The sequence below is a fragment of the Rhizobium sp. L43 genome, assembly GCF_002531725.1.
In the GTDB taxonomy this organism is placed as follows: domain Bacteria; phylum Pseudomonadota; class Alphaproteobacteria; order Rhizobiales; family Rhizobiaceae; genus Rhizobium.
The window spans coordinates 220,522-233,307 of sequence record NZ_NWSQ01000005.1 but is presented as its reverse complement, the minus strand read 5'-3'; the positions used below and the strand labels follow the sequence as shown (position 1 = coordinate 233,307).

The window sequence follows — 12,786 nt, the reverse complement described above, 5'->3', positions numbered from 1 at the left end:
CAATATATAACCACAAAGAGGGGTTTCAAATGAAACATGCTGAATTGATGAAAAAATCGCAGGCGAATGGGTTGGTTGCCTTGGCGGTCTTGGGTTTGGGGCTATTCGCGACGGCGGTGCCATCCACTGCGAATGCCGACGATCTGGAACTGATGAAGCCGGGCACGCTCGTCGTTACGGTGCAGCCTTACATGCCCTATACGGCGGCCAAGGATGGAAAGCTGGTCGGTCTCGACAGCGACATCCTCACAGCCGTGGCCGATAAGCTCGGCCTCAAAATGGAAATCAACGTCACCGACTTCCCAGGCATGCTGGCTTCCGTCCAGACACAGCGGGCTGATATAACCATTGGCGGAATTGCATGGTCCGACGCTCGCCAGAAGGTCGGCCTGTTCACTGACCCTCCGTACTATTCGCCGCCGGCCATGGCGGTGAGCGGCACGGCGAGCTTTCCGGATGTTGCGAGCCTGGAAGGCAAAAATCTCGGCACTGTGACGGGGTATGTCTGGGCGAAATCGATCGCGCAGGTCCCTAACGCATCACCGCATACGTTCCCGAACGCCGAAGGTGTGTTCCAGGATATTTCTTCCGGGCGTCTGGACGTTGGCTTTCTCGATCCGTTGCTGATCACCTATCAACAACAGCAGCGCCCCGACATGAAGGTCCGCATCGAATATCTGAAGCCGCCGACAAACGAACAGGTGGCCGCACACCCCGATTACAAATATTTTCAAGCCTACATGACCGGATTCTACCTTCCCAAGCAGTCGCCGAAGCTGGCCAAGGCTGTGTCCGATCAGATCGACGGCATGTACAAGGATGGATCCCTTGGGGCTTTGATCACGAAATGGGGCGGCGATCCCATGCAGTTCCTGGTTCCATCGCCCGAGATGGCGGCACAGCGGCGCGGCGTTGACCGTCCCGCCGACTGGAACCCGCCTTCCATCGCGAAGTGAGATCGGGGCATGACGGCGCTGTCATCCTTCACCGATGTTTTCCAGGTTCCCTGGAATGACTACGTCGGAAGCATTGCCGGGGGTCTGCTCAGGACCCTCGGCTACACCGTGGCCAGCTTCATTGGCGCGACGATTCTTGGTCTTGCACTTGCGTTGATGAGGCTCAACCGGCTGCGGCTCGTCCGCGTCCCTGCAGCGTTCTATACCGAGCTTTTTAAAAACGTACCGCTTCTGGCGATCATTTTCCTCACCTACTTCGGCCTGCCTTCGGTAGGCATCAGGCTGGAGGTTTTCGAGGCTGGAGTGTTGAGCTTGGTGCTCTTCTACGCCGCTTACCTGTCCGAGATCTTTCGGGCCGCTATCGCCGGCGTACACCAAGGACAGCAAGAGGCGTCTCAAGCTCTCGGGCTGGGGCGCGGCAAAACGTTCACCCATGTCGTCCTGCCGCAGGCGGTGCGGCTCGCGCTTCCCGGTACGAACACAATGTTCGTCGACCTGATCAAGTCGACCTCGCTGCTTGTCACGATCTCCGCCGCCGAACTGATGACGCAGGCACAGTTGATAGCCTCGGAAACATTCCGAGCGCTTGAAGTGTATCTCGTGATCTCTGCGGCCTATTTCGCTATCTGCTACCCGGTGTCGCAATGTCTGCTTCTGCTGGAACGCAAGATCCATGCGGGCGTGCCATTGTCGTTGGCCAGAAGGCGTCGGCTCAAATTAGCGAGGACCTACCTCGCCGAGGGGAAGGTCTGACCCATGACGACCACTCCTGTCAAAACTGCCTTTGTGTCAAAGCAGCCGCTCGGACGTCCGGCCGTCAAAATCAGCGGATTGCGCAAGTCTTTCGATGGACGCCTGGTGCTTGACCGCGTCGATCTCGAGGTTCCCGCCGGCAAGATCGTGAGCATCATTGGCCAGAGCGGTGGAGGAAAGACCACCCTCATGCGCTGCGTCAATTTGCTTGAACGTCCCGATCAGGGAACGATCACTGTCGGCGATGAGACGATCTTCGCCAACGGCGAGGTGACCTGCCGCAACCTTGCAAAGCTTCGGCAACGTGTCGGCATGGTGTTTCAGCGCTTCAATCTGTTCCCGCATCTGACGGCCGTGGAGAACGTCGTCCTCGCTCAGATGCATGCAGCCGAGATCGGCGAGAAAGAGGCCGTGGAACGGGCCGTTAAACTTCTGACGAGAGTGGGCCTTGCCAAACGGGCGATGGCTTATCCGGAACAGATGTCGGGCGGCGAGCAGCAGCGTGTGGCGATTGCACGGGCGCTCGCGCTGGAACCAACAGTGTTGCTGTTCGACGAGCCGACATCGGCGCTCGATCCTGAATCGACCGGCGAAGTTCTACGGGTCATGCGGGAACTTGCGGCCGACGGCATGACGATGATCCTGGTTACGCATGAGCTGCCCTTCGCGAAGGAGGTGTCGGACTGGGTCGTGTTCATCGACGGTGGTCTTATCATCGAGCAGGGAACCGCCGGAGATGTGCTTGACCGTCCAACCGAAGCACGCACGGCTGCTTATGTCGCGCGCTACGCTTCGCCAGGCTAATCCTCGATTGAATCGAACCGGCCCGGCGGCGCATGGCGCCGTCGGGTTGGCGAATTCGCATATCGGATCGCGCCATCACAAGGCGCCGAGGTAGATACACATTTCATGAACAAGCTAACAACAGATATCGCCGTCATCGGCGGCGGTGTGATCGGCGTGGCAACCGCGCTGCGGCTGCGCGCCGACGGTCGCGATGTCGTCGTGATCGAACCGAACAAACCCGGTTCGGGGGCATCTTACGGCAACGCCGGAACGATCGCCGACTATGCAATCATTCCCGTCGGCACACCCGCCGTCCTCAAAAACCTGGCCTCGCTGCTTCTCAATTCCGACAGCCCGCTGTCCATCCGCAAGGCCGCATTGCCCAGCTTGTTTCCATGGCTGATGCGTTTTGCCTACGAATCCCTCCCGCACAGATACAGAGACAATACGTGCCGCATCGCCGACCTTCTCTCCGACGCTTCATCGGAATGGCTCGAACTCGCAGCCGAGATCGGCGCATCCGATCTTTTGAGCGCGAAGGGATGCCTCTATCTCTACCAGACGCCCGAGGCCTTCAAGGCAGCCGCTTCGGATGTCGAGCTTCGCCGAACCTATGGGATAGCGCAGCAGCTTCTCACACCCGACCAGGTGCAAAGCCTGGAGCCTCGGCTGCCGCAGGTCCATGGCGGAGGGCTTTTCTTTCCGAAAGCGATAAACGTCACCGATCCCGGCCAGGTCATGAGCGTGATGGAAGCCGCCGCCAAACGAGCGGGCGTCGAGTTCATTCGAGACTCGGTGACGACTATTTCGCGTGAGCGGGATGGAGTGAGGATGATGGCTTCGGCCCACAGCATCCATGCCCGAGCGGCGGTGATCGCTGCCGGCGCCCATTCCCGCGGTCTGGCTCTGCAGCTCGGAGAGCGGGTCCCCCTGGATACCGAGCGGGGTTATCATCTCGAATTCGATATGGAAACATTGCCGGTGGAACGACCGGTATGCCCGACGCATCACGGATTTTACCTTTGCCCGATGCGCGGCCGCCTGCGGGTGGCCGGCACTGTGGAACTCGGAGGCATTACCGCGCCTTCGAACCCAAGGCGCCTCGAAGTGTTGTTGGCAAACGCCCGCAGGATTTTCCCGACGCTTGGCGAACCAAGCCGCAGCTGGATGGGCTTCCGCCCTTCCATGCCCGATTCCGTTCCTGTCATCCGGCCTTCAAGAGGAGGAAGGGACGTGGTGTTTGCTTTTGGACACGGGCATATCGGTTTGACGCTGGCACCGCGGACGGCTCGGATGGTCAGCTCCATTCTTGCCGCTTGATCGCGTCGGGAGCATGTCGTGACATACGGAACTGTGATTGCGACACCGCTTCGCTCCCATCATCAGAGATGCGGATTGCGCGGCCGATATTTCTTCACGAGCTTCTGATTGATCTCTGCAGCCCCCGGCATATTGGCGCTGAGATAAACAGGAGCATCGCCGGATTTCGATAGTTCCGAGGCGACCTCGGCGAAGATCGCATTGATGACCGTCACCCCGACTGCCGTCGAGACCGGCCCGACCCGAAGCCCCGTGCCTTCGAGATCGACAACGGCATCACCCGGCGGCAGCCCGTTGTCGAGCACCACATCGGCGACGTCGGCGAGCCGCCGGCGGCCATTGGCGATCGCCGAGGAATAGGCGATCGAGGTGATGGCGATCACCTTTGCGCCGATTTCGCGCGCATAATCGGCGGCCTCGATCGGCGCGGCGTTCACGCCCGAATTGGAGGCGATGACGATGACATCGCCCGGCTGCATGCCGTAACGTTCCAACATCGGCCGCACCAGGCCCTGTGTGCGCTCATAGACCGAGCTGATGACCGCACCCTCATGCAGCATGGCCGAGCCGACGAGCACCGGCACGGTGAAGGCGAGCCCGCCGGCGCGATAATGCACCTCTTCCGCCAGCATGTGCGAATGGCCGGTACCGAAGACATAAACGCGCTTGTCGCCGCGCGCGGCATCGAGAATGACATCAGCTGCCTGCGCCATCGGCTCGGCAAGCGCCTGCTTCAGTTCCTCCAGCCGGCCGATCAGATTGGCGAAATAGGCATCGGTAATGTCGGTCATCCCGCTTCTCCTTGGGTTCAGGCCGCCTCGCCGGCAAGCCAGGTGGCGGTGACGGCAAGCGCATCGGTGAGATGCACAAGATCGGCGCGCGCGCCGGGGGAGAGATGGCCGCGATCGGCGAACCTCAGGAAACGCGCGGGATAAAGGGTCGCCATGCGCAAGGCCTCGGCGAGCGTCAGGTCGAGATAGATGACGCCGTAGCGGATCGTCGAGATCATATCGACATCGGAACCGGCCAGCGTCCCGTCTGATAGTACCAGCTTCGAGCAGAAACCGCCCCTTTCGCGCCGGACGGTGCGCCCGTTCAGCGTGAACGAGTCCTTCTCGGATCCGACGAGCGACATGGCATCGGTGACGAAGAACAGCTTGCCTTCGCCGCGTTTGGCGCGCAGCGCCGTGCGTAGGGCTTTCGGATCGACGTGATGACCGTCGGCAATGATGCCGCACCAGACCGAGGGATGATCGATCGCCGCACCAACCAGACCCGGCGCGCGGTGTCCGAGCTGGCTCATGGCGTTGAAAAGATGGGTGACACCCCGCGCGCCGGCATCGAAACGTTCCTCCGCCGCCTCGCTCGAACAATCGGAATGGCCGATGCTGACCGTGACGCCGGCTTCCGCAAGTTCGCGCACCTGGGCAACCGTCACCTGCTCGGCGGCAATGGTGACGAGCAGTGTGCCGATCGCCTCGCGCGCCGCAATGAAGGCTTTGACGTCGCGATCCTCGACCGGCCGCATCAGTTCGGCGAGATGCGCACCCTTGCGCGCCGGCGCCAGGTGCGGGCCTTCGAGATGCAGGCCGGCGACGCCGCGCTTTGCCTTGACGGCATCCTTGGCGGCCGCGATCGCAGCAATGGAGGCTTCGGATGTATCGGTGATCAGCGTCGGCAGCAGCGATGTCGTGCCGTAAGGCCGATGCCCGCCGGCAATAATCTCCATCGAGGCGGCGGAAGGCTCGTCGTTCAGCATCCGCCCGGCGCCGCCATTGACCTGCGCATCGATGAAGCCGGCCGACAGGACGCCGCCCGCAAGCGTCACCGTTTCGCCCTCCGGCAGGTCGTTTCTCGCGACGATCGCTTCGACACGGCCGTCGGCAACGATGAGCGCCTTGTCGTCATGGAAGCGCTCGCCGTCGAAGATGCGGGCGCCGAGGAAGATCTTGCGGGCCATCAGACCGTCTCCGTCACCTTGAGTAGGTTCGCCGGCCTGTCGGGATCGAAGCCCTTGCGGCGCGTCACCGACTCGATCAGCCGGTAATAGACGAGCAGCGAGACCAGTGGATCGACCAGACCGTTGCCCGTCGTCGGCACGCGCAGATTGATACCGGAAAGCGGCTGTGCCGAGAAGCCGACAGTGGTGGCGCCGAGCTTCTGCAAACGCTCCAGCGCCTGGCTATTATTGGCGAAGGCCGCATCGTCGGGCGCAAAGGCGACAATCGGAAAGCCCGGCTGCACCAGACGCATCGGACCGTGCATCAGTTCCGCCAACGAAAAGGCCTCGGCATGCAGGCCGGAGGTCTCCTTGGCCTTCAACGCCGCTTCGAGCGCGATCGCGAAGGCGGGGCCGCGGCCGGCGGTATAGAGCGAGGTCGCGTTGAAGAGCACCTCCTCGGCTGCCGCCGTGTCGATCCCGGCGGTTGCCGAAAGCGCCTCCGGCAGCTTGCCGAGCGCGGCCTGCAGCTCGGACGCGCTGCCGATCGCAGCCGTTACCCCGGAAAGGGCAGCGACCGAGGCGATGAAGGACTTCGTCGCCGCGACGCTCTTTTCCGCGCCGGCATTGAGGCCGAGAACGATATCAGCCTGTTTTGCCAGCGGGCTGTCGGTGACATTGACGACGGCAATCGTCGTCGCCCCGCCCTTCTTCGCCGCATCCTGCAGCGCGACGATGTCGGGGCTGGCACCCGACTGCGAGACGGTGAAATGGACGCCGCCCTTCAGATGCAGCGCGGCACCATAGACCGAAGCGATCGACGGGCCGACCGATGCGACCGGAACGCCGCAGGTGATCTCGAAGAGATATTTGAAGAAGGTGGCAGCGTGGTCCGAGGAGCCGCGCGCCGCCGTCGTCACCACGCTCGGGCGGGCCGACGAAAACAACCGGGCGATCTCGGCAAAGACCGGCTTTTCCTTTTCGAGAAGGGTGGCCACCACCTCGGGCGATTGGCCGGCTTCCTGCAGCATCAGCGACTGGTTCTCACTCATAGGTCTTCTCCGATTCTCAATTCTGCAACGAAATCATAGGCGTCGCCGCGGTAATGCGAGCGGGTGTATTCGACGACGCGCTGGTCTTCCAGGCGCGAGACGCGTTCGATCAGCAGCGCCGGGGCGCCTGATTTGACGTTCAGGATCGCCGCCGAGGACGGATCGAGCGTCACCGCCGTCAGCCGCTGCAGCGCCCGCACCGGCCGGTGGCCGCTGGCCGTCAGCGCATCGTAGAGCGATCCTTCGCCGCCGGCGTCGTCGCCTAAGAACTTGATCGGCACCACGGCGCGTTCGATCGCCAGCGGCAGGCCGTCCGCAAGACGCAGCCGGTCGAGCCGCAGCACCGGCTCGTCGCCGCCGAGACCGAGCAGGAAGGATTCCTCCGGCGACGGCCTATTGATCGCCCGCGACAATATCCGCGCGGCCGGCAGACGCCCGCGTGAGCGCATGTCGGCGGAGAAGGAGGAAAGCCGCCAGAGCGACTGCTCCATACGCTCCACCCTGCTCGATACGAACGTACCGCTTCCGTGGCGCGATTCCAGTGCGCCTGACGCCATCAGATCGCGATAGGCGGTGCGCACGGTGACACGACCGAGTTTCAGAGCCTCGGCGAGGTCGCGCTCTCCCGGCAGCGCCGTGCCGGGCTTCAGCAGGCCTTCCTGAATGAGGCCGGTCAGCGCCTGCGCCAGCCGCTTGTAGAGCGGGCCGGTCAAGGCTTGGTCACGCAGGCCGCGGCTGCTCAGCTCCGCTATCAGACTGGTTCTATCCATAGGCACGCAATAGAACCTATCTAGAACCAATCAGCAAGACGGAATCGCACACCGGCAAGAAAAAACCTCCCCGGGGACCGGAGAGGTTCATAGCGATCAAATCTGACAGCCGCGCGTCCACAGCGCCGCGTGTCTAAAAAAGACCTCAGCTCTTGGTAAAGATATAGTCCGTCTCCTGGCGCAGCACTTCGCCGGGGCGCAGCACCGCATTCGGGAAACCTTCGTGATTGATGGCATCCGGCCAGACCTGCGTCTCCAGGCAGAAGCCGGCGAAGGGACCGTATTTACGCCCGCCAAGGCCGGGCGCTGCGGTATTGAGCTTGAACCCGGCATAGAACTGCACGCCCGGCTCGGTGCTGCGCACCTCCAGCGACACACCGGAATAGAGGCTGCGGGCAAGCACGACGCTGCGCTTGGCGGTGCGCTCGGGCGACAGGCAGAAATTGTGGTCGTACAAAGCTTGTTCGCTGCCGACGAAACGCTTCATCGGCGCCATCTCGCGGAAATCGAATTCCGTGCCCTCGACGGAACGGATCTCACCGGTCGGCACCTGCCTCTCGTCGGTCGGCAGATAGTGATCGGCAGCGATCATGATGTCGTGGCCAAGTGCATCTTCGCGGCCATCGAGATTGAAATAGGCGTGCTGGCAGACATTGGCGAGCGTCGGCTGATCACTGGTCGATTCGTAGGTCACCGACAATTCACCGTTGCCGTGCACCCGGAAGGTTGCCTGGATGGTGCAATTGCCGGGATAGCCTGCGCGGCCATCGGGATCGACGATCTTCAGCACGACCCGGTCGACGTCATGTTCGACGATCGTCCAGTTGCGTTTGGCGATATTGTCGCTGCCGCCATGCAGATGCGTCACGCCGTTTTCGTTTGGCTCGAGCTGATAGTCCTTGCCGTCGAGCGTGAATTTGCCGCCACCGACACGGTTGGCGCAGCGCCCGGGTGTCGCGCCGAAATAGGCCGAATAGAGGGGGTAGCTGTCGAAGTCGTCGAAGCCGAGCTGCAGCGGCGCGTCATGGCCTTCGAGGCGCAGATCCTGGATAACCGCCCCCCAGGTGATGATCTTGGCCGTTAGCCCGCCGCCCTTGATGACGACGCGATAGACGGTCTCGCCTGCCTTCGTCTGTCCGAAAACTTCCCGCTCCAACTTATCCGACATGATCGACCGTCCATTCTATTCCTGGGGTTTAAAGCATGTCGCGCAAAAGTGTACAGCGGTTTTCCGATAACGACATGCGTAAAAACAAAGACTTAAAGCGCGCAGAGCGAATCTGAAAGATCGTGACGCGCTTTAAGAGCGGAACCTGCCCGCATTTGCTCCAAACCGCAACCGGCTGAATGAGAAAGAAATACCGCAGCGGTGACGCTGCGGTATCCGCTCTGCCACACTCAGAGATCCGTGCCGATCTCCTCCACATCAAAGGGCGTCGTCTGGTAGATTTCGTTGATCCAGTTGCCGAACAAAAGATGCGCATGGCTGCGCCAGCGGTTCTGCGGCGCCAGTGCGGGATCATTATGCGGGAAGTAATTGTGCGGCATCTTGATCGGCACACCGGCATTGACGTCGCGGAAATACTCGTCGGACAGCGAGGTGGAATCATATTCGACATGGTTGAACATATAGAGCCGCCGGCCTCTCTTCTCGTGCACGAGGCAGACGCCCATTTCGCCTGATTCCATCAGGATCTCCAGGCTTTCGGATTTCTCGATATCGGCGCGGCGCACCTCGGTCCAGCGCGACACCGGCACTTCGAAATTGTCGGAAAAACCGTTGAGATAGATGGAGGAAGGCGTCAGGTTCCGGTGACGGTAGACGCCGAAGGCCTTTTCCTTCAGCTCGTATTTCGGAACGCCGTGGAAATGATAGATCGCCGCCATCGCGCCCCAGCAGACGTTCATCGTCGAATGGACATTCGTTTCCGTCCAGTCGAGGATCTCCTGCATTTCCGCCCAATAGGTGACGTCTTCATAGGGCAAAAGCTCGATCGGCGCCCCGGTGATGATGAAGCCGTCGAACTTGCGCTGCTTTACCTCCTCCCAGGTCTGATAGAAGGAAAGCAGATGGTCTTCGGACGTGTTTTTCGCCTTGTGGCCGCCGATGCGGATCAGCGACAGCTCCACCTGCAACGGCGAAGCGCCGACGAGGCGGGCCATCTGCAGCTCGGTCTTGATCTTGTTCGGCATGAGATTGAGCAGCCCGATCTGCAGCGGTCTTATATCCTGACGGATCGCCATCGTCTCGGTCATTACCCGCACGCCCTCTTGAACCAGGGTTTCGAAGGCGGGCAGCGTGTCGGGAATCTTGATGGGCATTGCGGTCACTCGATCAAAAAGCAAAAAACCGGCGGCGAAAAAAATCGCTACCGGTCCGCACGCGGCCCTTTAGCGACTTTTTTAACGTGGCTGCAAGCCGGCCGGCCAAATCACCACGGAATGCTTTAATTAGTCCCAGTCGAGCCGCGAATCAATGGCCAAAGCATGCAGGCCCAGCCCATGCAAGCATCATCACACTTTAATGACTGATAGAATCTGTTGATAGACCGGTAACGCCACCATGTTAATAATGACAGTATGGGCGATTTGGAAAAGCGTAATGGCAGATAAAATCGAGGGGAGGCCAGGAATCCGGAGGCAGGATAGGGTAGGGTATGATCTCAGCCTGACATATCGCCTCGGGGTGATGTTCTCAGCGTTCTGGAATTCGCAAGTGCGTGGCAAGGTGCTGTTTCTGGCGACCGTGCTGATCCTCGTTATCCTGGCGACGTCCTACGGCCAGGTCATCCTCAACGAGTGGAATGCGCCCTTCTACGATTCGCTGGAGCGCCGCGACCTCGGCGAGTTCTTCCATCAGCTTGAAATCTTTGCGATGATCGCCGGCACGCTGCTGCTGCTCAACGTGCTGCAGGCTTGGCTGAATCAGATGACCGCGCTCTATATGCGCGAGGGCCTGTCGCGCGATCTCGTCGACCAATGGCTGAAGCGCAAGCGGGCGCTGCGGCTCGCCTCCAGCGGCCTGATCGGCGTCAATCCGGACCAGCGCCTGCACGAGGATTCCCGCAATCTCGCCGAAAGCACGACAGGGCTGGTTCTCGGCCTGCTGCAGTCGACCATTCTTCTGGTGAGCTTCATCGGCGTGCTCTGGGAGCTTTCGAGCGGTTTCATCTTCCGCATCAGCGGCCACAGCTTCTCCATTCCGGGTTACATGGTCTGGGCGGCGATTTTCTACGCCGCGTCCGCCTCGGTGCTGAGCCAGGTCGTCGGCCGCAAGTTGGTGAAGCTCAATGCCGACCGTTTCTCGAAGGAGGCGGAGCTTCGCTTCACGCTGATGCACGCCAACGAAAACATGCCGGCAATCACCGTCGCCCGCGGCGAGGAGAATGAGCGCCGGCGCATCAACACCGACATCAGCTCGGTGCTGCGGGTCGTCAAGCGGCTCGCCATGGCCAATACCAACCTCACCTGGGTTTCGGCCGGTTACGGCTGGCTGGTGATCGTCATCCCGATCATCGTCGCTGCGCCGGCCTATTTCTCCGGCGGCCTCACCCTCGGCCAGCTGATGATGTCGGTCGGCGCCTTCAACCAGGTCAATACGGCGCTGCGCTGGTACGTCGCCAATTTCGGCCCGATCGCCGAATGGCGCGCCACGCTGATGCGCGTCACCGATTTCCGCCAGGCGTTGGTCGACATGGAAGAGGACTTCGACCTGAAGAACAGCATCGCCTATGAAAACACCGCGCCCGACACGCTGACGCTGAAGGATATCGTCATCGTCGCCAAGATCGGCGAAGAGATCGACGAATGCGGCGGCTTCCGTCTGCGTGAAACCGATGTCGTGATCAAGGCCGGCGAAAAGATCATGATCAATGGCGATCACAGCGTCAACCGCAAGCTGCTGTTCCAGGCGATGGCCGGCCTCTGGCCGTGCGGCAGCGGCACGATGGGCCTGCCGCCGATCGACGACATGCTGTTCGTTCCGCAGATCGCTTATGTCCCCGGTGGCACATTGCGCGAGGCGCTGGCCTTCCCCGAAAGTGCCGATGCCTATCAGAAGGCGGATATCGAGGCCGCTCTCGAAAAGGCCGGCCTGCATTCGCTGATTGCAAGGCTCGATACCCGCGCCCGCTGGGACAAGCTGCTCGACAGCGACGAACAGAAAGCGATCGGTTTCGCCCGCCTGCTGCTCGTACGCCCGCGCTGGATCATCTTCGACGAAGTGCTGGAAGGCATGGAGCCGGAATGGCAGGAAACCATGGCCAAACTGCTCACCACATTGCCCGAAAGCGGCATGATCTATGTCGGCCGCTCCGAGGCCTATCTCGAGGTGCTGAAGCCGCGCGTCCTGCATCTGCAGGCGCTGCCGTCAAAATCCGAGGAACCGCCTGTCGCCCAGACCGGCGCCAGCGCCAGTGCAGGCGCTGCTGCCGTACCCGCGCCGGCGCTCTAAGCCCGCCGATCACATCGGCGGCGTGATGCCGTTGAGGCCGACGGCCACCTGGCTGGCCGAGATGCTGCCGTCAGCCGCCTTCTCGCCGGTGACGATGACGCCGGCGCCGGTCTTCAAATCATCCTTGGTCGCCGGCGCCAAGGTCACGATCGGTGTCGCATCGGCGATCGTGATGGTCTTTTCCTTGCCCTGATAGGTCAGCGTGATCGTATGGCCGTCGACGGATTTGACGGCATTGCTGACGGTGGCGTTGGTCATCTGGCTGTTCGGCTGTGCATCCCAAGGGCGATTGCCCTCGCCGGTTCCCTTCATCGACGCCGGAAAGATCAGCACCTCGATCGCCCCATCCGGGCCGGTGCCTCTCGGGAGCGAGGCGACCCCGACGAAATCGCCGGGTTTGATATCCTCGACCGAGGCTTTTTTGATGCCGCCGACCTTCCAACCGGCTTTCAGCGTGATCGTCGCATCGCCGCCTTCGCGCGTCTTGACGACGAGTTTGTCGCCGCTGAGGCTTTCGATGGCGCCGCGAACGCGAATGCGGTTGCTATCCTGTGCCTGTGCGGCCTGCGCTGCGGCAAGCGCGGCGAGACCGCCGGCGGCAAGTGCCATGAGAATTCTGGAATGAGGCTTGCGAGACATCTGATTTTTCCTTGTCGCCCTTGCGATCGGCAATATCCCTACAGCGCCGCGCGTCTTTTCAGATGCGCAAAAAGGACGCTGTAACACGGGATTTGCTGCCGGAGGGCACCTTATGCCG

At 61.4% G+C, this 12,786-nt stretch carries 12 protein-coding genes and 1 riboswitch; of the genes, 5 read left to right on the top strand and 7 right to left on the bottom strand.

Features of this window, described 5'->3' with window-relative positions:
- Nucleotides 1–29: 29 nt before the first annotated feature.
- From CO667_RS08175 to CO667_RS08160, 4 genes are all read left to right on the top strand, one after another.
- Complete coding sequence (locus CO667_RS08175) at nucleotides 30–956, top strand: transporter substrate-binding domain-containing protein (protein ID WP_097617899.1); 927 nt, start codon at nucleotides 30–32, stop codon at nucleotides 954–956.
- Between the two features lie 9 nt (nucleotides 957–965).
- Complete coding sequence (locus CO667_RS08170; protein ID WP_097617898.1) at nucleotides 966–1,709, top strand: amino acid ABC transporter permease; 744 nt, start codon at nucleotides 966–968, stop codon at nucleotides 1,707–1,709.
- Between the two features lie 3 nt (nucleotides 1,710–1,712).
- A complete protein-coding gene (locus CO667_RS08165; protein ID WP_097617897.1) occupies nucleotides 1,713–2,513 on the top strand; it encodes an amino acid ABC transporter ATP-binding protein in 801 nt (266 codons plus the stop codon).
- A 105-nt stretch (nucleotides 2,514–2,618) separates the two neighbouring features.
- The gene (locus tag CO667_RS08160; RefSeq protein WP_097617896.1) at nucleotides 2,619–3,815 is read left to right on the top strand and encodes an FAD-dependent oxidoreductase; all 1,197 of its coding nucleotides are present in this window, start codon (nucleotides 2,619–2,621) and stop codon (nucleotides 3,813–3,815) included.
- A gap of 62 nt (nucleotides 3,816–3,877) precedes the next feature.
- On the opposite strand, the gene CO667_RS08155 is transcribed toward CO667_RS08160, so the two are convergent.
- The 6 genes from CO667_RS08155 to metA form a co-directional block, all read right to left on the bottom strand.
- Entirely contained in the window at nucleotides 3,878–4,606 is a 729-nt protein-coding gene (locus CO667_RS08155; RefSeq protein WP_097617895.1) for an SIS domain-containing protein, read from the bottom strand.
- 17 nt (nucleotides 4,607–4,623) lie between these two features.
- Entirely contained in the window at nucleotides 4,624–5,775 is a 1,152-nt protein-coding gene (nagA, locus tag CO667_RS08150) for an N-acetylglucosamine-6-phosphate deacetylase (protein WP_097617894.1), read from the bottom strand.
- Nucleotides 5,775–6,806: an SIS domain-containing protein gene (locus tag CO667_RS08145; RefSeq protein ID WP_097617893.1), complete on the bottom strand. Its 1,032-nt coding sequence runs from the start codon at nucleotides 6,804–6,806 to the stop codon at nucleotides 5,775–5,777. The genes nagA and CO667_RS08145 overlap by 1 nt, the downstream gene beginning before the upstream one ends.
- A complete protein-coding gene (locus CO667_RS08140) occupies nucleotides 6,803–7,576 on the bottom strand; it encodes a GntR family transcriptional regulator (RefSeq protein ID WP_097617892.1) in 774 nt (257 codons plus the stop codon). The genes CO667_RS08145 and CO667_RS08140 overlap by 4 nt, the downstream gene beginning before the upstream one ends.
- 145 nt (nucleotides 7,577–7,721) lie before the next feature.
- Nucleotides 7,722–8,744, bottom strand: a complete 1,023-nt coding sequence (locus CO667_RS08135) for an aldose epimerase family protein (RefSeq protein ID WP_097617891.1) — start codon at nucleotides 8,742–8,744, stop codon at nucleotides 7,722–7,724.
- Nucleotides 8,745–8,974: 230 nt separating this feature from the next.
- Complete coding sequence (metA, locus tag CO667_RS08130) at nucleotides 8,975–9,898, bottom strand: homoserine O-succinyltransferase (protein ID WP_097617890.1); 924 nt, start codon at nucleotides 9,896–9,898, stop codon at nucleotides 8,975–8,977.
- Nucleotides 9,899–9,947: 49 nt separating this feature from the next.
- A riboswitch (SAM riboswitch) is annotated at nucleotides 9,948–10,025 on the bottom strand.
- Between the two features lie 114 nt (nucleotides 10,026–10,139).
- Between metA and CO667_RS08125 the strand changes: the two genes are divergently transcribed.
- Entirely contained in the window at nucleotides 10,140–12,029 is a 1,890-nt protein-coding gene (locus tag CO667_RS08125; protein ID WP_179874093.1) for an ABC transporter ATP-binding protein/permease, read from the top strand.
- A gap of 9 nt (nucleotides 12,030–12,038) precedes the next feature.
- Here CO667_RS08125 and CO667_RS08120 read toward each other — a convergent pair whose 3' ends face one another.
- Nucleotides 12,039–12,668, bottom strand: a complete 630-nt coding sequence (locus CO667_RS08120; protein WP_097617888.1) for a DUF5666 domain-containing protein — start codon at nucleotides 12,666–12,668, stop codon at nucleotides 12,039–12,041.
- Nucleotides 12,669–12,786 lie beyond the last annotated feature (118 nt).